The following is a 21,237-nucleotide window of genomic DNA, read 5'->3' as shown; positions in this document are numbered from 1 at the left end:
CTCCATCCATGCCGACCTCCAAACAGCCAGCAGCTTGAATCACATTCCTACGCCAATGGAAATCCTGAATGTAAACGAAACCTAGAAAACATAGTTGAACCCGCGATTCAGACAGTCGGACTCAAGGTAATTCGCGCCGATCAAATCGACAAACCCGGCATGATAACGCGGCAGATCATGGAGTATCTTTTCAGGTCACGGCTGGTAGTAGCAGACCTCTCATTCTCAAATGCCAATGTCTTTTACGAACTTGCGCTTCGACACGCTGTTCGACTGCCTATCGTGCAGATCATCAGGCACGGCGATCCAATCCCGTTCGACATCAATCAAATGCGAACCGTCACGATCGATAATCGGGACATTTATACTCTGCTTCCCAATGTTGAGCTTTATAAATCCGAAATCGCAAGCCAAGCTCGTCGTGCCTTAGAAGCGGGCGTTGAGGTAGACACTCCCGTATCGATGTATTTTCCAGCCGCCCGCTTAGCAATCTAGCCGGAACCCGTGTCGATAGTAGCAACAAGCATGATAATCGGAGGACGGTCTGCAAACCCTTGCGCTGGATGACGGACGGTAGGCGCTGGACGGAGCCGACCGGCCGCTTCACGTCGCATTCCTAGTCCGACACGAGATTACGCAAGATGTTCAGGTAAGCAGCGAACGCCGGTTGCGAGACATACTCGCTAAAGCGACGGGTCAGGCGTGAAGGTCGCCAACGCCCGTCAGATGCAGAACGCCCTTGCTCGGCAACTCGACGCGAAGTTCCAGCTTGCCGCCTGCTGCCTCCACGAAGCGGCGCAGCGTCGAAAGGTAAAGGTCCGTCTGCCGCTCGATCTTGTGAACGGAAGGCTGCTTGACGCCCAAGGTTTCCGCGATCTGCTCCTGACTGCGCTCGGCAAGCTGGCGCAACGCTTTCAGTCCCTCGACCTCCGCAACCAATTCCTGTGCGCGCGCCTCGATCCGGCGGCGGCGATCTTCGGGCAGGGTGGCCATGATTTCACTGCGCGAACGTCCCATCGTCATTTCTCCTTCGCGGCCAGCGCCGCCAGATGCTCGTCAAATCGCTTGTCGGCCTTGCCGATCAACGTCTTGTAAAACCGCTTCTGCGCCACGCCCGCCTTGTCGCCAGCGACCGGCAGGATTGCTTGCCGTTCCGGGTCGAACGCAAAGGCCACGCGCCACACGCCGCCATCGGCATTGAAGCGCAATTCCTTCATGTTCGCATGACGCGATCCGCCAAGCGTATCGGCATGAGGGCGACCAAGCCGGGGGCCGTAAAGTTCCAATAGGCCGGTTGCCGCCAAAAGCTCATCCTGCACCGCATCGGGCATCGCATCATATTCGGCATCGAAGGCATCATGGTTGCGAACCGTCCACGGCATAAGGCTATATATCCTCTAGGCTATATTCTGTCCATAGCCTTGAAGCTATGGCTTGGAGAAAGCGGCAATCATCTTCCGATTTGCCCGCGCGGCGACCGAAAGGGACAAAATCGCAGCTTTTAGAACTATCTTCGCACTTGTCGGCACTGTCGTGCCTCCCCCTCTTGCGCGGCGGAATGAACTGATACAGCATGAGTTCGTGGCAATGGCGGGCCACCTGAAAGAAAGGCTCCGCCATGTCGTGCGAATCGGAATCACGCCAAGTTCATCGGGTCGCACCCCTTGCCAGCAAGTCGCATAATGGCGTGGCTTTATTGTCACGGTCGGCAAACAAACGTCAAAGTATAAGGTGGCGGATACCGACTATCTCTGCCGTTCACTGCCGTTCGCCGCCGTTACCTACACTTATACCGCCGTAAGCCACATCTTCGCCACATGTCGGTGGATAGGCTCTTGCGTTGCAAGTCGTTGCCACCAATTCTTCGTTTCAGGAGGTATCGTCAATCGTTATAGAATGAAAGTGCGTCCCGTGAGTAACAAGGAAAAGATTATCCGTCTCAAGACCGTGCTGACCCGCACCGGACTTTCCCGCTCCACGCTTTATAGAAAAATCGCGGAAGGCAGTTTTCCGAAGCAGGTGGCTATCAGCGTCCACGGCACCGGCTGGCATGAGTCCGCCGTGGATCGCTGGATCGCCAACCCCGCCGCCTTCCGCGAAGATCGCGCCGAATGACGCAAGGCCGGGTTACTCCCCGGCCTTCGCTTTCTTGAAGTCGCCCTTGATGACCTTCGCGCCGTCGCGGAGGAAATCGAGGTGATCCGACCAATGCTGCATCATGCGGACGCGCTCGTCCCAATACTCGCCCCGCGTGTAGGCGCGGCGGAAGGCGTTGTTGTCGCAATGGGCAAGCTGCCGCTCGATGGCGTCGGGGTGCCACAGGCCCATTTCGTTCAACAGGGTGGCGGCCATTGCCCGGAAGCCGTGGCCGGTCATTTCGTCCTGAGCGAAGCCCATGCGGCGCAAGGCCGCGTTGATGGTATTCTCCGACATGGGGCGATCCACCGAACGCAGCGACGGGAACAGGTAGCTGCTGTATCCCTCGTCATGCTCGATGGTTTCGAGAACGGCGAGCGCCTGCCGGGAAAGCGGGATGCTGTGAACGCGCCGCATCTTGGTCTTGTGTTGCGGGATCGTCCAAACGGCTTTGTCGAAATCGAAGTCATCCCATTCCGCATAGCGAAGCTCGCCGGGGCGCACAAAGACATGCGGCAAGAGCCATAGCGCCGCCTTGGTGTTGGGATGCCCTTCAAACGTCTCAATGGCGCGCAGCAAGCCGCCTGCCTCGTTGGCGCTGGTGATCGCGGCGCGGTGGATGGGTTGGGGCGCAATCAGCGCGCCGCGAAGATCGGCCGCAATGTCGCGCTCTGCGCTGGCCGTGGCGATGGCGTAGCGGAATATCTGGCTGCAAGTGCTGCGAAGCCGCTTCGCCGTCTCGTAGCGGCCTTTCCCCTCCATTTTGCGGAGCATGATAAGAAGCTCCTGCGCGGTGATGGAAGTGACGGGGCGCTTGCCTATGGACTCATTGATGAAGTCCAGCAGCCAGCGCAATTTCTTCATGGTGACGGCGGAGCGGCCTTCGCGCTCGACCTTCACAAGCCATTCGTCGGCAACCGCCTTGAAGCTGTTAGATGCCGCGACGGCCGCCGCGATCTTTTCCAGCTTGATCTGCTCGGCCGGATCGTTGCTGCGCGCTAACATCTTGCGCGCTGCGTCGCGCTGCTCGCGGGCTTCGGCAAGGCCGGTATCGGGATAGACACCGAACGCCAGTGTCTTTTGCTTACCGTGATAGCGGTAGTTCATGCGCTAGTAACGGCCCCCGTTAGGGGTCACATAGAGGAATAGCCCATCGCCATCGGTGAGCTTGTAGGGCTTTGCGCGGCCCTTGGCCTTGGTAATTGCAACAGCGGTAAGCGCCATGATGGTATCTCCTTTTGGGGGAGGGCCGCGCTACCATCAGATATACCATCAAAGTGCTGGCATCCGGTTGCACTCGGCCGCTCCGTATGGGATACCTATACCACGAAAAACCCTCAGAAATCAGCCGCTTGTGGCATTATCTGGAACCCTCCGCGAGAGGATTTTGGTGACCCCTACGGGAATCGAACCCGTGTTTCAGCCGTGAGAGGGCCGCGTCCTGACCGCTAGACGAAGGGGCCATGGCATGGCCGGGCGGGTCTCTACCCTGCTTCCGCGGCGCAGGCAAGAGTCGGTCGCTTTTCCGCCCGCTGACGCAGACAGCCTTGCCGTTGCGGCGATCAGCGGCGCGGGGCGGGCGAGGTCGTCGCGGGGATTTCGATTTCCATTCCGGCCTTGACCCGGTCGAGCGCGATCAGGCTGCGGAAGCTCTTCACCGATTCGTTCTGCGCGAACAGCCGGCGCGTCGAGGCTTCGTAGGCGGCCATGTCGGGCACGACGATCACCAGCACCAGGCTGATCCCGCCGGTCACATAATAGCATTGCTGCACTTCGGGTGCGGCGCGGAACAGCGCCTTGGCCCTGTCGACGGTCGGCAGCTTCTCGTCGGTCAGATGCACTTCGACGATCGCGGTGATCGCCATGCGGACCGCGGCGGGGTCGACGATCGCCACGTTCCGATCGATGATGCCCGCATCCTCCATCGCGGCGATGCGGCGCTGCACTGCCGCCGCCGACAGGCCGACCGCTTCGGCGATCAATCGCTGCGGCTTCTTCGCGTCGCGCTGTACGATGCGCAGGATGGCACGATCGAAATTGTCGAGTTCGCTGCGTCTGGTGGAGCGGGCCGGCATCATGAAGCGAGTTTTTGTTGCATTTCGCCCTCGAATCAAGGGCGCAATTCCCGCTTTGACGGTGATATTTCCCAGCAATCGTCACCAAGGACCGCGCCCATGACCTCAGATGCCACCGGACCGCATGCGTCGCGCCGCACCCTGCTGGGCATCGCGTGCGGAATGGGGGCGGGGGCGCTGTGGGGGCTGGTGTTCCTCGCGCCGGCGATTTCAGCCCGATCCAGCTCACGATCGGCCGCTATGTCTTCTACGGCCTCTTTTCCGCGGCGATCATGGCGCCGCGCTGGCGCCGCACCGTCGCGCAGGCGACGCGCAGCGACTGGCTGGCGCTCGGTTGGCTGGGGCTTTGCGGCAATATCCTCTATTATATCCTGCTGTCCGGCGCGGTGCAGCTCGGCGGGATCGCGATGACGTCGCTCGTCATCGGTTTCCTTCCGGTCGCGGTCACCCTGGTCGGAAGCCGCGATCATGGCGCGGTTCCGCTCGTCCGGTTGTGGCCGTCGCTGCTGCTGTCGGTCGCTGGCGTGCTGTGCATTGGCTGGCAGGCGGTCGCCGCGCCCGCGGCGGGTTCGACCGGCCGACAGCTCCTCGGGCTCGCGTGCGCCGGCGGCGCGCTGCTCAGCTGGGTCGTGTTCGCGGTGGGGAACAGCCGCGCGCTGAATCGCCTCGGCCATATCGGCGCACACGACTGGAACCTGCTGATGGGGATCGTCACCGGTTCGCTGTCGCTGCTGCTGATCCCCTGGTCGCTGGCGTTCGACGGCGAACCGCATGCGATGCTCGACTGGGCGCGGCTCGCTGGCGTGTCGATGGGCGTCGCGCTGCTTGCGTCGATCCTCGGCAACCTGCTGTGGAACCGGATGAGCCGGCTGCTGCCGCTGACCCTCGTCGGGCAGATGATCCTCTTCGAGACGCTGTTCGCTCTCCTATACGGTTTCCTGTGGGAAGCCCGCCTGCCGACCGGGCTCGAAGCGGCCGCTTTCGTGCTGGTCGTCGCCAGCGTGCTGTCGTGCATCGCCGCGCACAGGGAGCCGGCGGCGCCCGAAGCGATCCAGCCGGCCTGACCGGAGCGGGCGGGCGGGGGCTGCTCGTGCGCGCCGAGCCGCACCCTTGTCGAACGGGCCGGGCGATCCTAACCTTGCCGCCGAGCCGCCGATTCAACGGCGCGCAGGATGATGGAGAGATGTCTCGTGGCGAATGATCCGACCGGCGAACCCGTGGTACCCCTCGACCCCAGCTGGCCGAAGATGTCGCTGGCCGATGCGACCGCGGCGCTGACCGCGCGGGACGCTCCGTTCGAGATGGAAGTGGTGCCGATCCGCGGCATTGCGACGCGGGTGTGGAAGAATGCGCCGCACGATCTGGGCGAACTGCTCGACCTGTCGCGCGTGCACGGGGAGCGGCCGTTCACGATCCTCGACGACGAGCGGATCAGCTATGCGGCGAACTGGCGCGCGACCGCGGCCTTCGCGCGGGCGCTGCAGGCGATGGGCGTCGGCCCGGGCGACCGGGTCGCCTTCGCGATGCGCAACCTGCCCGAATGGCCGATGGTCTTTTTCGCCATCACCACGATCGGCGCGATCGCGGTGCCGCTCAACGCCTGGTGGACCGGCGCCGAACTGGCCTATGGCATTCGCGATTCGGGATCGAAGATCGTGATCGTCGATGGCGAGCGCTACGAGCGGCTGCGCGAGCATCGCGCGATGCTGCCCGACGTCGAACGATGGATCGTCGCGCGCGGCGCGGGGCCGATCGTCGATACGACGGCGCTGGAGGAGATCGTCGGCGCTCCGGCAAGCTGGGCCGCGCTGCCCGGCGACGATCGCCCGCGCGTCGCGATCGACAGCGACGATGCGGCGGCGATCTTCTATACCAGCGGCACGACGGGGCAGCCTAAGGGGGCGCTCGGCACGCATCGCAACATGATGACCAACATCCTCTCGGGCGGTTTTTCGGGAGCGCGCAGCTTCCTGCGCCGCGGAGAGCCGGTGCCGGAGCCCCAGCCGCGCACGATATTGACGGTGATCCCGATGTTCCACGTTACAGCCTGTTCGGCCATGCTGATGGGCACGATGGCGGCGGGCAACACGACCATCTTCATGCGCAAATGGGACGCGGTGCGCGCGATGGAGATCATCGAGCGCGAGCAGGTCAACGTCACCGGCGGCGTCCCGACGATCGCCTGGCAGCTCATCGAGCATCCCGACCGCGCGAATTACGATCTCTCGTCGCTCGAGGCGATCGCCTATGGCGGCGCGCCGTCGGCGCCCGAGCTGGTGCGGCGCATCTATGAGGAGTTCGGCGCGCTGCCCGGCAACGGCTGGGGAATGACCGAGACGATGGCGACGGTGACCTCGCATTCGTCGGAGGATTATCTGAACCGCCCGACGAGTGCGGGGCCGCCGGTCGCGGTCGCCGACCTCGAAATCCGCGCCGAAGACGGCGTCACGGTGCTGCCGGTTGGCACGGTCGGCGAGCTGTGGGCGCGCGGGCCGATGATCGTGATGGGGTATTGGAACAAGCCCGAGGCAACCGCCGAGACCTTCGTCGACGGCTGGGTGCGCACCGGCGACCTCGCGCGGCTCGACGAGGAAGGCTTCCTCTATATCGTCGACCGCGCGAAGGACATGGTGCTGCGCGGCGGCGAGAATATCTATTCGTCGGAGGTCGAGAATGTGCTGTACGACCATCCGGCGGTGACCGACTGCGCGGTGATCGGCATTCCGCACCGTACGCTGGGCGAGGAGCCCGCGGCGATCGTGCATCTTGCGCCCGGCACGACGGCGACCGAGGCCGAACTGCAGGATTGGGTGCGCGCCCGGCTCGCGGCGTTCAAGGTGCCGGTCGCGATCCGCTTCGCCGCCGACACGCTGCCGCGCAACGCCAACGGCAAGATATTGAAGAAGGATCTGAAAGCGCTGTTCGCCGACCGCGAGAGCGCCGCCGCCTGAGCGGCCGTCGGTCCGGCGCTTCAGAACAATCCGGGCAGCTCGCGCTGTGCCGTGGTCGGCCGGGCTGGGGCGAGCATCTCGGTCGGTTCGCGCACCGCGGCGATGCTGCGCGTCGTCGATGCGCTGATGAGCCCGGCGATCGGCGCGCCGCAGCTTCGCCCGGCCAGGAAATCGATCGCTGCGCGAACCGACGCCTCGCGCGGGTCGCCGAGCGGCAGGTCGAGATCGTCCGCGGCCGCGCAGCTGTTCGCGATCCGGGGCGCCAGCCCGCCGAAATAATCGCCGGCCCCCGCCGCATTACCGGTCGCGAAGGCGATCACGCGCAAGCGGTCGTCGCACTCGGGGCGGTCGAGCGCGATCTGCCCGACCGGCTTGCCATAGGTGTTGCCGCCGACCAGCGTCATGTTGGTGCCGAGCCACGGCAGCATGCCGTTGATGACGAGTTCGCTCGCCGAGGCGGTCGACCCGGTGCCGATGAAGGCGATGCGCGTCGGCGCGATTGCCTGGGCCTGTGCGGTGAAGAAATGCCGTTCGTCTTTCGATGCCTTTTCCGGCCGGAACCGCGTCTGCGAGAAAATCTCGCTCGCGTTGCGGTTGCGGCCCAGCAGGTCGCCGAACAGTTCGGCGGTCGAAACCAGCCCGCCGCCGTTGTAGCGCAGGTCGACGACGATGTCGGTCACGCCCCGGTCGCGGAAGGTCTGGAACGCGTCGCGAAGCTGCTGGTCGGCCGAGCGGATGAAGGTGCGCAGATTGACGTAGCCATAGCTGCGCCCGCCCTCGCTGATGACCTTGGCGCCATAGCGGTCGGACACCGGGTCGATGTCATATTCGGCCTTGGTCACGCGCACGTCGCGCGTGCCGGAGGCGTCGGTGACGCGCAGCACGCGCGTCACGCCGGCTTCGTCGGGACCGAGCGCGGCGATGATCGCGTCGGTGCCGCCCGCGGCGGCGAGCGACGACAGCGTGCGCATCGAATCGGCGCTGGTGCCGACCGCCGATATGCGCGCGCCCCGGTCGATTCCTGCCGCCAGCGCCGGCGCGCCTTCATAGGCTTCGGCGATGACGATGCGCTGCGCGTAGGGATCATAGGCGAGCCGCAGCCCGAATCCCGCGCTCGCGCCGCGTGCGTAGAAGGCCGTCTCCTCGGCGATCGAGGTAATGTAGGTGAAATAGCGATCCTTGCCGAGCGCGCGCGCCGGCGCGGTGAGCGCGTCGATATAGGATTGGACGTCGGCGTACCGCGCCGGATCGGCGTTGCGCGCCATGTCGCCGGGGAACAGATACCATTCGTCGAGCACCGCCTTCGCGAAACCCTGGCGCGCCGAAAGGGTGCAGCCCGCGGTTGGCGCCGGGGTGGGCGATGGTGTCGGCGTCACCGTGACCGGCGGCGCGCCGGTTCCGCCGCCACCTCCGCCGCCGCACGCGGCCAGCATCAGCGCCGCCAGCACGACCGAAGCCCCCGATGCCCCTGTCCGCTTCATGCCGTCCCCCCGCCTTCGTTCAAGGCATCTCGTCTTCGCTTGCCCCGTCGCCTTCCCGGCCCTTGAAGCCCTGTGCGACGACATAGAGTTCGGGCGATCCCTTGCGGCTGGCCGGCGGCTTGGCGTGCTTCACCGTGGCGAAATTCCGCTTGAGGATGGTCAGCAGCTCGCGGTCGGCGCCGCCCGCGAACACTTTCGCGACGAAGGCGCCGCCGGGCTGCAGCGTCTGCACCGCGAAATCGGCGGCGGTTTCGGCGAGCGCGATGGTACGCAGATGATCGGTCTGGGGATGGCCGACGGTGTTCGCCGCCATGTCGGAGATGACGAGATCGGGGGCACTGCCCAGCGCCTCGATCAGTGCGTCAGGGGCGGTGTCGTCCATGAAATCCATCTCGAGGATCGCGACCCCCTCGATGGGCTCGCAGGCGAGCAGGTCGATCCCGACAACGCGTGCGCGCGGGTTGGTCTTGCGCACGACCTGCGACCAGCCGCCCGGCGTGATGCCGAGGTCGACGACCGCGCGCGCCTTTTTCAGGAAGCCGAATTTCTCGTCGAGCTCGATCAGCTTGTAGGCGGCGCGCGAGCGATAACCCTCCGCCTGCGCACGGCGGACATAGGGATCGTTGAGCTGGCGCTGCAGCCAGCGCGTCGACGATGCGGTGCGCCGCCGCGCGGTCTTCACCCGTTCGTGCAGGCCGCCGCGTCCGCTGCCGCCCCCGGCGCTCCCGCCTTTGCGATGCGGGCCGCTCACCGGCGATGCTCGCGGCGCGTCACCGGCACGTCGCGGCCCTGCACCGCCAGCGTGCGCAATATCCCCTCGCGGATGCCGCGGTCGGCGACGCCGACACGCGCGGCGGGCCACAGGTCGATGATGCTTTCGAGGATCGCGCAGCCCGCCACGACCAGGTCGGCGCGCTCGCGCCCGATGCAGGCGATCTCCGCCCGGTCGGCAAGGCTCGCTTCGGCGAGGCGGTGGCTGATGTCGCGCATCGATTTGGTGGGGACGATCAGCCCGTCGACTGCACGCCGGTCATAGCGCGGCAGGTCGAGGAAGATGCTGGCGAGCGTCGTCACGGTGCCGCTGGTACCGAGAAGACGCAGCGGCTGGCCCGCGAATCGCTGCGCGCGATCGGCGAAGGCGGCGAAGGCGGCGCGCGTTACCTCGCGCATTTGCGCATAGCTTGCGCGCCGCGCCGACAGCTCGTCGGTCGTCGTCGCGGCATGCTCGGTCAGCGACACGACGCCCCACGGCACGCTCACCCAGTCGTGGATCGCGACGTCGTGACCGTTCACCTCGACCTGCATCAACTCGGTCGATCCGCCGCCGATGTCGAAGATCAATGCCGGTCCGTCGCCGGGCTCCATCAGATTGTGGCAGCCGAGCACCGCGAGCCGCGCCTCTTCGGCGGCCGAGATCACGTCGAGCACGATGCCCGTCTCGCGCCGCACTCGGTCGACCAGTTCGTCGCAATTGGATGCGCGACGGCAGGCTTCGGTCGCGACGGCGCGCGACAGCGCGACATGGCGGCGGCGCAGCTTGTCGGCGCAGACGGCGAGCGCCGCGACCGCGCGGTCGATCGCCGCCGCGCTGATCCGTCCGCTGCCGTGCAGGCCCTCGCCCAGCCGCACGATCCGTGAAAAGGCATCGATGACCACAAGTTCGCCGTCCTGCGGCCGTGCGATCAGCAGGCGGCAGTTGTTGGTGCCGAGGTCGATGGCGCCATAGCTTTTCGGTCGCGTGAATGCGAAGGGGCGGGGTAGGGAACCGCCCTTTCGTCTGTCCGTCGCCACCGCTGCTCCGGGCCGCGGCGGCTGCCCTGTTGGCGCTGCCATTTGCCGCATGGCTATGATTACCTGTCTCAATTCACGCGCCCGCAGGACCGCGGACGTGCACTTGGCGTCGAGACTAGGCGCGCCCTGCGGCGATGGCAAGCCGCATCGCCCCGCTTCCCCATCCCCATTCGGCGCAAGCAAAACCCCGCCCGGCGCAAACCGGACGGGGCAGGAGGGAAGAGCATTTTCGTTGGGGGTCGGGTCTGCCTTCTTAACGGCAGCCGTCATTCCCCTTGTCGATCGCGCGGCCCGCGATGGCCCCGACGGCGCCGCCGATGATCGCGCCGACGGTGCGGTCGCCGCGGCCGGCGATCTCGTGGCCGGCGAGGCCGCCGGCGATGGCGCCGATCACCGTGCCGCCGGTGCCGTTGTCGCACTGGCGATAATTGCGGCGGTCATAGCGCTGGTTGTAATAGCGCCGGTCGTTCCGGTAATCGCGGCGGTCCGAGCGATCGTAGCGCCGGTCGTAGCGGCGGTTGTCGCGATGGCCCGCATAATAGGTCGAATAGCCGTCGCGGTCGTAATAGCCGTTCTGCGCCGCGGCCGGAGTCGCCAAGCCCAGGGTCGCAGTGGACATCAGGGCGGCGAGGGAGAGCGTCATCATCTTTTTCATCTCTTGTCTCCTTCTTTCGTCTTGGGCCCTTGCCGGGCGGTGGGTCGATGATGCGGTTTTGCCCGATTCGGTTTGAGCCAAGCCTGAACATGGCTGTCGGCTGGCGTTCAGCTTCGATGCGCGGCTTTCCTTTCCCGCGTCGCGGCCTTACGCCCGGCGGCGATGCGCCGCCGCCTGCTCTTCGCCCCGCTGATCTTCCTTGCCGTCGGCCCCGTTCCGGGGACGGCCTTTCGCTTTCCGGTCGATAACTTCACCCAAAGCATCGTCGCGCGCCCGCTCGACGGCGCGCCGGGTCGGACCGGGGCGCTCCGCTTCGTGCGCGGCTGGCATCTGGTCAGCCCGAACAGCCGCTTCGGCGGCTTCTCCGCGCTCGCCCGGGTGGGGCCGGGCCGCTTCCAGCTCGTCAGCGACGCCGGCGGCTGGACACGCCTGACGCTGCACCCCGACGGCCGCGTGACCAATGTGCGCATCGGTCTGTTGCCGACGCTGGAGGGCGGATCGGGGCGCAAGTCGCTGGTCGATGCCGAGGCGATGGCGATCGATCCGGCAAGCGGCGCGAGTTGGATCGCATTCGAGGGCGTCAACGAGATCCGGCGATACGATCCGGCGCTGTCGCGGATCGAATCGCGCCGGACGCTGCCGCAGCCCGCCTGGCCGGGCAATGGCGGGCCGGAAGCGATGGCACGGCTGGCCGACGGGCGCACCATCGTCTTTTCGGAAGATGCCGACGATGATCCGCGCGGCCGCGAGGCGCTGCTCTACGCCACCGATCCGGCGGCGCCGGGCCCGCCGCCGCTGCGTTTCTTCTACGATGCACAGGCCAAGGGATCGGTCAGCGACGCGGCGCCGCTTCCCGACGGGCGCGTCCTGCTCGTCCATCGCAGGCTCGGCCTGTTGCCGGTCTTCACGACGATCCTCGCCGTGGTCGATCCCGCCGACATCGGCCCCGATACGGTCGTCCGGTCGCGCACCATCGGCCGCGTGCCGCGCGCGATCGCCGACAATTTCGAAGGCGCGGCGGTTTCGGTCGAGCGCGGGCGCACCTATGTCTGGCTGGTGTCCGACGACAATTTCACCAGCTGGCAGCGCAGTCTGTTGCTGCAATTCGAACTCGTCGAGCTGCCGTCGCGCACTGCGGACAGCAAAAAGGCGGCGCCGTAACCGGGCCGCCTGATTGCGTTGGCGATGGAAAGGCGGTCAGGCGGCCGTTTCGGCCAGCTTCTTCGCCACTTCCTTCTTCACCTTGCGGGCGTTGGCCGAAAGCTGGTCGTCGCCGGTCTTCATCAGCCAGTTGTCGAGGCCGCCATTGTGCTCGACCGAGCGCAGGCCGTGCGTCGAGACGCGCAGCTTGACGCCGCGACCCAGCGCTTCCGACAACAGCGTCACATTCTGCAGATTGGGCAGGAAGGTACGCTTGGTCTTGTTGTTGGCGTGGCTGACATTGTGGCCCACCTGGCGGCCCTTGCCGGTCAGTTCGCAAATGCGCGACATCGTCTTCGTCCTCACAAAATCTGGGCGGCGCGCCGGTTGGCGCGACAAGCGCCAAGGAAACCGGATCGGCCGGGAAAGGCGCGCGCTTATCCGCTTGCCGGAGATTCGTCAAGCGATTAGCGGGAAAGCCATGGCCCGTTTCCCGCTTCCCGACCCGATGCGCCGCGCGCTCGATCTGGCGCGAATCGCCGCCGAATGGGGCGAGGTGCCGGTCGGCGCCGTCATCGTCAAGGGCGGCGCGATCATCGCCGAAGGACACAACCGTCCGCGCGAATCGCACGATCCCACCGCGCACGCCGAAATCGTCGCGATTCGCGCCGCGGCGGCCAAGCTCGGCAACGAGCGGCTCGACGGCTGCGACCTCTATGTGACGCTGGAGCCCTGCGCGATGTGCGCCGGCGCGATCGCCCACGCGCGGATCGCGCGGCTCTATTATGGCGCCGACGATGCGAAGGGCGGCGCGGTCGCGCACGGCGCGCGCGTCTTTTCGCAGCAGACGGTCCATCATCGCCCCGAAATCTACGACGGCATCGGCGCGGGCGAGGCGGCGGCGCTGCTCCGCGATTTCTTCGCCGCGCGCCGCTGAAAGGCGCGCGGAGGCTCCGGCTCAGACCCCCAGCATCCGGTCGACCCATGTCGGCACCAGCCGCGTCGCCGGACCGTGCCGCGCCTCGGCGAACCAATGGCTGCCCTCGCTCGGCTCCATGTTGAGTTCGAGCGTGCGTGCGCCCGACTGGCGCGCTTCGCGGACGAAGCCCGCGGCGGGATAGACCGCGCCCGAGGTGCCGATCGACACGAACAGGTCGGCCCGGTTCAGCGCGCGATAGATGTCGTCCATCCGATAGGGCATCTCGCCGAACCATACGACGTCGGGGCGCAGATGGCCGGCCACGCCGCATGCAGGACAGGGGGGCCGGTCGATCAGTGGACCGGTCCAGCGGCTGCGCGTGTCGCATGCGGTGCACCAGGCATTCAGATGCTCGCCGTGCATGTGGACCAGCCGCCGGGCGCCGGCGCGTTCGTGCAGGTCGTCGACATTCTGGGTGACGATCAGCAGGTCGCCGGGCCAGTAGGCGTCGAGCCGCGCCAGCGCCTCGTGCGCCGCGTTCGGGACCCTGGTCTGGATCGCTTCGCGTCGCGCGTCGTAGAAGCGGTGGACGAGGTCGGGGTCGCGCGCGAAGGCCTCCGGCGTCGCGACGTCCTCGACCCGGTGCTGCTCCCACAACCCGCCCGCGTAGCGAAAGGTGTCGATGCCGCTTTCGGCCGAAACCCCGGCGCCGGTCAGGATCACGATATTCTGGATGGGAGTCATGTTATCCTTGCTTCGTCCCCCCGAACGTGATTCGGGGTCCATTCTCGCTACGCGGGTGCGAATGGATGCTGAACCGGGTTTCAGCATGACGGGGACGGGAAAGGCAAGTCATGACCAGCATCGGGATCGTCGGCAGCCAGGGGCGGATGGGCGTCGCGCTCGCCGCCGCAGCGGCGGAAGCGGGGCATGGACATTGCGGCATCGACAAGGGCGGCAATATCGCAAAGCTGGCGGCGAGCGCCGACGTGCTCGTCGATTTCTCCTCGCCCGCCGCGCTCGAAGCGACGCTCGATGCCTGTGTGGCGGCAAAGAAGCCGATCGTCATCGGCACGACGGGGCTCGGGGAGCGGCATCATTATCTGATCGACGACGCGGCGCGCGATATCGCGGTGCTCCAGACCGGCAATACGTCGCTCGGCGTCACCCTGCTCGCGCATCTGGTGCGCGAGGCGGCGGCGCGACTCGACCCCGAATGGGATATCGAGATCCTCGAAATGCATCATCGAAACAAGGTCGACGCGCCGAGCGGCACCGCGCTGCTGCTCGGGCAGGCGGCGGCCGAGGGGCGCCGCATCGATCTCGTCCGCTGTTCGGAGCGCGGCCGCGACGGTGTCACCGGCGCGCGCGGGCACGGCAAGATCGGTTTCGCCAGCCTGCGCGGCGGCACCGTCGCCGGCGACCATGACGTCATCTTCGCGGGTCCCGAGGAGATGATCACCCTGTCGCACCGCGCCGAGAATCGCATGATCTTCGCGCGCGGCGCGGTGAAGGCGGCGCTGTGGCTGATCCACCAGAAGTCCGGGCGCTACACGATGCCGCAGGTGATCGGGCTGTCCTGACCCGCGATGACGAAAGCCGACATCTTCGAATTTTTCCGCCGCCTGGCCGAGCTCAATCCCGATCCGCAGACCGAGCTGGCGTTCGGCAACACCTATCAACTGCTCGTCGCCGTCGTGCTCTCGGCGCAGGCGACCGACGTCGGGGTGAACAAGGCGACGCGGGGGCTGTTCGAGACGGTGAAGACGCCGCAGCAGATGCTCGACCTCGGCGAAGACGGGCTGAAGCGGCACATCCGTACGATCGGGCTGTTCAATGCCAAGGCGAAGAATGTCATCGCGCTGTCCGAAATCCTCGTCCGCGACCATGGCGGCGAGGTGCCCGCCGACCGCGATGCGCTGGTCGCGCTTCCGGGAGTCGGGCGCAAGACCGCTAATGTCGTGATGAACTGCGCGTTCGGTGCGGAAACCTTTGCGGTCGACACGCATATCTTTCGCGTCGGCAACCGCACCGGGCTCGCGCCGGGCAAGACGGTGCTCGCGGTCGAAAAGCAGCTCGAACGCAAGGTGCCGGCGCCGTTCCGCGTCGGCGCGCACCACTGGCTGATCCTGCACGGCCGCTATATCTGTAAGGCGCGAACGCCTGAATGCTGGCGCTGCCCGGTCGCCGACCTGTGCCGCTACAAGCCCAAGACGCCGGCGCCGAACGCGAAGAAAGCAGCCTGACCCGAAGATTCTGCTCGCCATGAACTTGTCGAAGGCTCGTTCTTCCGCCAGCATGGCGGCCGGGACAGGGCTTCCATAGGCTCGGTCCGAACGGATCAGAATAACTCGCTAAAGGGGTCGATCACATGCGTTTTGCTTCCATCTTTCTGGCCTCCGCCGCCCTGCTGGCCGCGGCGCCCGTCCACGCCAAGCCCGCCGATCCCGCGGCGGCGAAGGCGATCCTGAAGGACAGCATCGCGATTCCGACCGTCGCCGGACGCGGCAAGGTCCCCGAACTGGCGGCCTATTATGCCGGGGTGCTCAAGGCGGCGGGCTTTGCCGACGGCGATATCGTCATCACCCCGATGGGCGAGACCGCTACCTTCGCCGCGACGCTGAAGGGCACGACCGACGCGAAACCCATCCTGCTGCTCGGCCATATGGACGTCGTCGAGGCCGATCCCAAGGACTGGGTACGCGACCCCTTCGTGCCGGTGGAGGAAGGCGGCTATATCTTCGGGCGCGGATCGGAGGACAATAAGTTCGACGTTGCGATGATGGTCGCGACGCTCGCGCAGCTCAAGAAGGACGGGTTCCGGCCGAAGCGCTCGATCATCCTGCTGCTGTCAGGCGACGAGGAAACCGCGATGGACACGACACGCGCGCTCGCCGCGGCCTACAAGGGGGCGGAATTCGCGCTCAACGGCGACGGCGGCGGCGGGCTGATCGGAGAGGATGGCAAGGCCCGATATTACGGTCTGCAGGCGGGCGAGAAGACCTATGCCGACTATGTGCTCGAAGTGACCAATCCCGGCGGGCACAGCTCGCGCCCCGGCGCGGTCAACGCGATCGTCCAGCTGTCCGAAGCGCTGGCGAAGATCGGCGCCTATCGCTTCGCGCCGCAGCAGAACGAACTGACGAAAGCGGGGATGCAGATCGTCGCCGACCAGGCCGGCGGCGCCATCGGCGCGGCGCTCAAGGCCTTCGCCGCCAACCCCGCGGATGCCGGGGCGGTCGCGGCGATCCGCGCCGACCCCGAATATGTCGGCCAGATCGGCACGACCTGCGTGCCGACCCTGATCAAGGGCGGCCATGCCGAGAATGCGCTGCCGCAAAGGGCGACGGCGAACGTCAATTGCCGCATCTTTCCGGGCGTGAGCATCGAGGCGGTGCGTGCCGAACTGGAAAAGGTCGTCGCCGATCCCGCGATCAAGGTGAACACCGACCCCGATGCCACCGCGAGCGACGCCTCGCCGCTGCGCCCCGATGTCGTGGCGGCGGTGACGAAAGCGGTGCACGCGCGCTACCCCGGGCTGCCGATCATCCCGTCGATGAGCGCGGGCGCGACCGACAGCCTGCATTTTCGCGCGCAAGGCGTTCCCAGCTATGGCGTCGCGGGGCTGTTCAGCAAGGCGAGTGACAGCTTCGCGCACGGCCTCGACGAGCGCGCGCCGGTCGATGCGATCCCCGGCGCGCTGGCGCATTGGGACAGCCTGCTGCGCGACCTGTCGAAATAGAGCGTGATCACCTTGGATTGAAAATGTCGGATACTTCCGTACTGGCGGGAGCCCGGAGTGGGAAGAGCCGAGGTCGGCACCGGCCCGCTCCGGGTTCCGGCCTAGGGGCCGATCGGCAATTATCCCTTTCCGGCAAGGGCCGTTCCCCGGCGAAAGCCGGGGTCCGGATGGCGTAGTCTGCCCCGCGCGGACCCCGGCTTTCGCCGGGGAACGGGACCTTACCTGCCTGAGGAGCATATATGCAGGGGTCTCTTCGCTCGCCGTCGGGCGGGCGAAGAGCGGGTGGCAAATCTCCGTCGCCGGGTCCAATATGGGGGAAGGGGGGGCAGCGGCTGGAGCGAAGATGGGCGAGAGGCTTTCCACAGTGATCGTCGGCGGCGGTCCGGCCGGCATGGTCGCCGGGCTGCTGCTCGCGCGCGCCGGCGTTCGCGTGACGGTGCTTGAAAAGCATCGGGATTTTCTGCGCGACTTCCGCGGCGACACGGTGCATCCGTCGACGCTCGACCTGTTCCGCCAGATCGGGCTGCTCGACGAGTTGCTTGCCCTGCCGCATGCGCGGTTCGACACCGCGACGCTCGACCTGCTCGGCCGCCGCTATACGATCGCGACCCTCCGGCATTTGCCGGTCGCGGCGCCCTATATCGCGATGATGCCGCAATGGGACCTGCTCGATTTCATCGCGCGGCAGGCGCGGCGCTATCCGACCTTCGACCTGCGGATGACAACCGAAGCGGTCGCGCCGGTACTCGACGCCGCGGGCCGCGTCGCAGGCGTGTCGCTGGCGAGCGGCGAGGCGCTGCCTGCGCGGCTCGTCATCGCCGCCGACGGCCGTCGCTCGGTGCTGCGCGAGGCAGCCGGCCTGCCGCGCGAGGACCTCGGCGCGCCGATGGACGTGCTCTGGTTCCGCGTCCCGATGCCCGAAGGCGGCGCGCCCGCCGACGTCCCGCTCGGCTCGATCGGCCGGCGCGGCATGGTCGTCGCCATCCCGCGGACCGGCTATTGGCAATGCGCTCGGATCATCGAGAAGGACGGCTTTCCGGCAATCGCGGCGCGGGGGATCGACGCCTTCCGCGCCGACGTCGTCGCGCTCGCGCCGGGACTGGCCGCCGGAATCGACGCCATCGCCGGCTTCGACGACGTCAAACTGCTGTCGGTCGCGCTCGACCGCCTCACCCTCTGGTCGCGGCCGGGGCTGCTCGCGATCGGCGACGCCGCGCATGCGATGTCGCCGGTCGGCGGCGTCGGCATCAATCTCGCGGTACAGGATGCGGTCGCTGCGGCAAATGTCCTGGCCGCCCCGCTGGCACGCGGCGACGACCCCGACCCGCTGCTGCCGCGCGTGCAGGCGCGGCGCTGGACGCCGACCGTGCGGATGCAGGCGATCCAGCGTATCGCGCACGACCGCGTGATCCTGCCGGTGCTGCGCGGCGAGGTCGACCATGTGCCCTTCGCCGTGAAGCTGCTCGACCGCGTCCCGCTGCTTCGCCGCATCCCCGGCCGCATCCTCGGTCTCGGCTTCGGGCGCGAGCATGTCGAATCGCTGCTGGCCGGGGCCGGGCGATGACCTCATCCTACGACGCGCTGATCATCGGCGCCGGGCACAACGGCCTCGTCTGCGCCTTCTATCTTGCGCGCGCGGGGTTGAAGGTGCGGATCGTCGAGGCGCGCGACGTCGTCGGCGGCGCCGCGGTGACGGAGGAATTCGCGCCGGGCTTCCGCAACTCGGTCGCGAGCTATACGGTCAGCCTGCTTCAGCCGAAGGTGATCGCCGACATGGCGTTGGCCGAGCACGGCTATCGCGTGATCGAGCGCCCGATCAGCAATTTCCTGCCGCAGCCGGGCGGCGGCTATCTGAAGCTCGGCGGCGGGGTCGCGCGCACGCAGGCCGAATTCCGGAAGTTCAGTTCGCGCGATGCCGAGGCTCTGCCTGCCTATTATGCCGCGCTCGAACGGGTCGCCGACCTGCTCCGCGACCTTGCGCTGCGCGTGCCGCCCAATGTCGGCGAAGGGATGCGGACGTGGCTCGACGGCGTGCGGCAGGGGCAGCGCTTCGCGCGCCTCGACCTCGAAACGCAGCGCGACGTGCTCGACCTGTTCGCGCGGTCGGCGCGCACCGTCCTCGACGGCTGGTTCGAGAGCGAGGCGGTGAAGGCGGCCTTCGGCTTCGACGCGGTGGTCGGCAACTATGCCTCGCCCGACACGCTCGGCAGCGCCTATGTCCTGCTCCACCATGTCTTCGGCGAGGTGAACGGGCGGAGGGGGGCATGGGGCCACAGCGTCGGCGGCATGGGCGCGATCACGCAGATCATGGCGCAGGTCTGCCGCGCCGCGGGGGTCGAGATCAGCCTCGAAAGCCCGGTCGCGCGGGTGCTCGTCGACGGGGAGCGGGCGGTCGGGGTGCGGCTGTTGGGGGGTGAGGAGATTGCCGCCGACCGCGTCGTTGCCAATGTCGGGCCGAAGCTGCTCTACGATCGCCTGATCGACGTCGCCGACCTTCCCGCCGATTTCCGGCGGCGGATCAGGGCGTTCAAGGTAGGAAGCGGCACCTTCCGGATGAACGTCGCGCTGACCGGACTGCCGAAATTCACCTGTCTTCCCGAACCCGGCGAGCATCACCAATCGGGAATCATTCTGGCACCGACGCTCGATTACATGGACCGTGCCTTCCTCGATGCGAAGCGCTACGGCTGGTCGAAGGCGCCGATCGTCGAGATGCTGATCCCCTCGACCGTCGACGACGGCCTTGCGCCTCCCGGCTGCCATGTCGCTAGCCTGTTCTGCCAGCAGTTCGCGCCCGAACTGCCGGACGGGCGCGACTGGGACGCGGAGGAGGGTGCGGCGGCCGACGCAATCCTCGACACGGTCGAGGCGCACGCTCCCGGCTTTCGCGCTAGCATCGTCGCCCAGACGCGGCTCAGCCCCAAGGGGATCGAGCGCCGGTTCGGGCTGGTCGGCGGTGACATCATGCACGGCGCGATGAGCCTCGACCAGCTATGGGCGGCGCGGCCGGTGCTCGGTCACGGCGGCTATCGCGGGCCGGTGCGGGGACTCTATATGTGCGGTGCGGGCACCCACCCCGGCGGCGGCGTCACCGGCGCGCCGGGGCATAATGCCGCGCACGTCATCCTGCGCGACCGCGGTCTGTTCGCGCCGCGCTGGCGCTGAGCGGGCGCGTTCAGCCCTTCGCCCGCGCCTTGGCGATCGCCTGCTTGAGCGCGGCAAAGCCGACCTGCCCCTGGAACAGCTGATCGCCGACGACCCAGGTCGGGGTGGCGTTGAGCTGGAGTTGGCTGGCGATGGCGAGGTTGCTGTCGAGTTCGCGCTGGAACAATACCTCGTTCGCGGTCGCGTCGGCGCTGCCGTCGGTGACCACCCCCGCCCTGGACGCCGCCTCGGCAATCGCCGCAGGGGATAGCGAGGAGGCGGCGAACATCGCGTGGTGGAAGGCGTCGTAGCGCCCCTGCCGCGCCGCGGCGAGCGCCATCAGCGCGGCGTTGCGGCTCTGCGGCGCGATGATCGGCAGTTCGCGGAACACGACCTTCAGCCTCTTGTCCTCGCGGATCAGCCGGTCGACGTCGGGCACGCTCGCGCGGCAGAAGCCGCAGGCATAGTCGGTGAAGACGACCAGCGTGACGTCGCCGTCGGCATGTCCCGCCCAGGCGCCGGCGTAGGGTTTTTCGAGCGCGGGGCGGATCGCGTCGATCGCCTTCGCGATCTCCTTGTCGCGCTGCGCCTCCAGCGCCTGCGGGATGATCTGGGGGTTGGCCTGGATATAGTCGGCGACGATCGTCTCAACCTCGCCCTTGCTGAGGCCGCCGCCGAAGCGCCCGCCGAGCCAGAAAGCCGCGGCGAGCAGCACGATCGCGGCGATGCCGCCCGCCAGCCATGCCCGTGTCGATCCGCCGTCCATTCCCGCTCCCCCGATATGCGGCATAGGCCCGGCCGCTAGCGCGCGCGGGGGCGGCGAACGGTCGTCCACCTCGGCGACCGCGCCGGATTTCGTCTTCTTCGGCGCCGGCGCGACCGCGGGCTCGCCGGCGAACAGCGGCAGGTCGGGCGCCGCCGGCTTCGCCTCGGCGGCCTCGCGTGCGAGGAGCTGTTCGAGCCCCGAGGGCGGCGGAGCGGGCTCCTCTGGCGGGGCGGGGCGCAATTTGGTCGCGGCCTCGCCGATCCCTTCCTTGCCCGCCTTCGCAACCGATTCGAGTCCGGCGCGCGTCCGGTCCGCGACCTCGCCGAGCCCGTGTCCGGCCTTGCTCGACAGCTTCGCGACCCGGTCGCCGAGCGCGAGGCCGGCCCAGGCCGCGCCGCCCGCCTTCGCGGCGGCGCGTCCGGCGCCCGCGGCCCCGC

General features: G+C 67.3%; 20 protein-coding genes, 1 tRNA gene and 2 pseudogenes. 11 read left to right on the top strand and 12 right to left on the bottom strand.

Translation table 11 applies throughout. The features are described 5' to 3' along the window. A partial coding sequence (locus SGR02S_RS20305; RefSeq protein ID WP_218000140.1) for a hypothetical protein occupies window positions 1-495 on the top strand: 495 nt, incomplete at its 5' end. A gap of 201 nt (window positions 496-696) precedes the next feature. On the opposite strand, the gene SGR02S_RS15005 is transcribed toward SGR02S_RS20305, so the two are convergent. Beyond that, a complete protein-coding gene (locus tag SGR02S_RS15005; protein WP_067111558.1) occupies window positions 697-1,017 on the bottom strand; it encodes an XRE family transcriptional regulator in 321 nt (106 codons plus the stop codon). A gap of 2 nt (window positions 1,018-1,019) precedes the next feature. After that, complete coding sequence (locus SGR02S_RS15000; protein ID WP_255211491.1) at window positions 1,020-1,331, bottom strand: type II toxin-antitoxin system RelE/ParE family toxin; 312 nt, start codon at window positions 1,329-1,331, stop codon at window positions 1,020-1,022. A gap of 580 nt (window positions 1,332-1,911) precedes the next feature. Between SGR02S_RS15000 and SGR02S_RS14995 the strand changes: the two genes are divergently transcribed. Beyond that, on the top strand, window positions 1,912-2,115 hold the full coding sequence (locus SGR02S_RS14995) for a helix-turn-helix transcriptional regulator (protein ID WP_067111562.1): 204 nt from the start codon (window positions 1,912-1,914) through the stop codon (window positions 2,113-2,115). 12 nt (window positions 2,116-2,127) lie between these two features. On the opposite strand, the pseudogene SGR02S_RS14990 reads toward SGR02S_RS14995, so the two are convergent. The 3 genes and pseudogenes from SGR02S_RS14990 to SGR02S_RS14980 form a co-directional block, all read right to left on the bottom strand. Next, window positions 2,128-3,360, bottom strand: a pseudogene (locus tag SGR02S_RS14990) (tyrosine-type recombinase/integrase). A 164-nt stretch (window positions 3,361-3,524) separates the two neighbouring features. After that, window positions 3,525-3,599, bottom strand: a tRNA-Glu gene (locus SGR02S_RS14985). A gap of 99 nt (window positions 3,600-3,698) precedes the next feature. Continuing rightward, window positions 3,699-4,211, bottom strand: a complete 513-nt coding sequence (locus SGR02S_RS14980; protein WP_067111559.1) for an Lrp/AsnC family transcriptional regulator — start codon at window positions 4,209-4,211, stop codon at window positions 3,699-3,701. Window positions 4,212-4,310: 99 nt separating this feature from the next. Here SGR02S_RS14980 and SGR02S_RS14975 point away from each other — a divergent pair. Next, window positions 4,311-5,275 (top strand): annotated as a pseudogene (locus tag SGR02S_RS14975) (DMT family transporter). A 183-nt stretch (window positions 5,276-5,458) separates the two neighbouring features. Then, window positions 5,459-7,162: a class I adenylate-forming enzyme family protein gene (locus SGR02S_RS14970; protein WP_255211492.1), complete on the top strand. Its 1,704-nt coding sequence runs from the start codon at window positions 5,459-5,461 to the stop codon at window positions 7,160-7,162. A 20-nt stretch (window positions 7,163-7,182) separates the two neighbouring features. Here the strand turns inward: SGR02S_RS14970 and SGR02S_RS14965 are convergent, their stop codons facing one another. The 4 genes from SGR02S_RS14965 to SGR02S_RS14950 all read right to left on the bottom strand — a co-directional run bounded on the left by SGR02S_RS14965 (window position 7,183) and on the right by SGR02S_RS14950 (window position 11,089). Further along, the gene (locus SGR02S_RS14965) at window positions 7,183-8,643 is read right to left on the bottom strand and encodes a S41 family peptidase (RefSeq protein ID WP_067111549.1); all 1,461 of its coding nucleotides are present in this window, start codon (window positions 8,641-8,643) and stop codon (window positions 7,183-7,185) included. Window positions 8,644-8,662: 19 nt separating this feature from the next. Continuing rightward, window positions 8,663-9,394, bottom strand: a complete 732-nt coding sequence (locus SGR02S_RS14960; protein WP_067111546.1) for an RlmE family RNA methyltransferase — start codon at window positions 9,392-9,394, stop codon at window positions 8,663-8,665. After that, a complete protein-coding gene (locus tag SGR02S_RS14955; protein ID WP_067111543.1) occupies window positions 9,391-10,485 on the bottom strand; it encodes a Ppx/GppA phosphatase family protein in 1,095 nt (364 codons plus the stop codon). The genes SGR02S_RS14960 and SGR02S_RS14955 overlap by 4 nt, the downstream gene beginning before the upstream one ends. A 202-nt stretch (window positions 10,486-10,687) precedes the next feature. Next, window positions 10,688-11,089, bottom strand: coding sequence for a glycine zipper 2TM domain-containing protein (locus SGR02S_RS14950; protein WP_067111540.1), 402 nt, complete (start codon window positions 11,087-11,089; stop codon window positions 10,688-10,690). A gap of 162 nt (window positions 11,090-11,251) precedes the next feature. Between SGR02S_RS14950 and SGR02S_RS14945 the strand changes: the two genes are divergently transcribed. Beyond that, window positions 11,252-12,250, top strand: coding sequence for an esterase-like activity of phytase family protein (locus SGR02S_RS14945; RefSeq protein ID WP_067111538.1), 999 nt, complete (start codon window positions 11,252-11,254; stop codon window positions 12,248-12,250). Window positions 12,251-12,286: 36 nt separating this feature from the next. On the opposite strand, the gene rpmB is transcribed toward SGR02S_RS14945, so the two are convergent. Further along, on the bottom strand, window positions 12,287-12,580 hold the full coding sequence (gene rpmB / locus SGR02S_RS14940) for a 50S ribosomal protein L28 (protein ID WP_067111535.1): 294 nt from the start codon (window positions 12,578-12,580) through the stop codon (window positions 12,287-12,289). A gap of 130 nt (window positions 12,581-12,710) precedes the next feature. On the opposite strand from rpmB, the gene tadA reads away from it, so the two are divergent. Next, entirely contained in the window at window positions 12,711-13,166 is a 456-nt protein-coding gene (tadA, locus tag SGR02S_RS14935; RefSeq protein ID WP_067111532.1) for a tRNA adenosine(34) deaminase TadA, read from the top strand. A gap of 21 nt (window positions 13,167-13,187) precedes the next feature. On the opposite strand, the gene SGR02S_RS14930 is transcribed toward tadA, so the two are convergent. Continuing rightward, window positions 13,188-13,892, bottom strand: coding sequence for an NAD-dependent deacylase (locus SGR02S_RS14930; protein ID WP_067111529.1), 705 nt, complete (start codon window positions 13,890-13,892; stop codon window positions 13,188-13,190). Between the two features lie 110 nt (window positions 13,893-14,002). Between SGR02S_RS14930 and dapB the strand changes: the two genes are divergently transcribed. The 5 genes from dapB (at window position 14,003) to SGR02S_RS14905 (ending at window position 20,055) form a co-directional block, all read left to right on the top strand. Continuing rightward, complete coding sequence (dapB, locus tag SGR02S_RS14925; protein ID WP_067111526.1) at window positions 14,003-14,731, top strand: 4-hydroxy-tetrahydrodipicolinate reductase; 729 nt, start codon at window positions 14,003-14,005, stop codon at window positions 14,729-14,731. A 6-nt stretch (window positions 14,732-14,737) separates the two neighbouring features. Beyond that, on the top strand, window positions 14,738-15,394 hold the full coding sequence (nth, locus tag SGR02S_RS14920; RefSeq protein ID WP_067111524.1) for an endonuclease III: 657 nt from the start codon (window positions 14,738-14,740) through the stop codon (window positions 15,392-15,394). 125 nt (window positions 15,395-15,519) lie between these two features. After that, the gene (locus tag SGR02S_RS14915; RefSeq protein WP_067111520.1) at window positions 15,520-16,890 is read left to right on the top strand and encodes a M20/M25/M40 family metallo-hydrolase; all 1,371 of its coding nucleotides are present in this window, start codon (window positions 15,520-15,522) and stop codon (window positions 16,888-16,890) included. 343 nt (window positions 16,891-17,233) lie between these two features. Then, window positions 17,234-18,454 (top strand): FAD-dependent oxidoreductase, encoded by a 1,221-nt coding sequence (locus tag SGR02S_RS14910; protein WP_067111516.1) that lies wholly within the window; start codon window positions 17,234-17,236, stop codon window positions 18,452-18,454. Then, window positions 18,451-20,055, top strand: a complete 1,605-nt coding sequence (locus SGR02S_RS14905; RefSeq protein ID WP_067111513.1) for a phytoene desaturase family protein — start codon at window positions 18,451-18,453, stop codon at window positions 20,053-20,055. The genes SGR02S_RS14910 and SGR02S_RS14905 overlap by 4 nt, the downstream gene beginning before the upstream one ends. 10 nt (window positions 20,056-20,065) lie before the next feature. Here the strand turns inward: SGR02S_RS14905 and SGR02S_RS14900 are convergent. Then, window positions 20,066-21,237: DsbA family protein (locus tag SGR02S_RS14900; RefSeq protein ID WP_067111510.1), on the bottom strand; the 1,172-nt coding region annotated here is incomplete at its 5' end.

This window comes from Sphingopyxis granuli NBRC 100800 (assembly GCF_001591045.1).
Classification (GTDB): domain Bacteria; phylum Pseudomonadota; class Alphaproteobacteria; order Sphingomonadales; family Sphingomonadaceae; genus Sphingopyxis; species Sphingopyxis granuli.
This window is presented reverse-complemented; position numbering and strand designations above follow the sequence as displayed.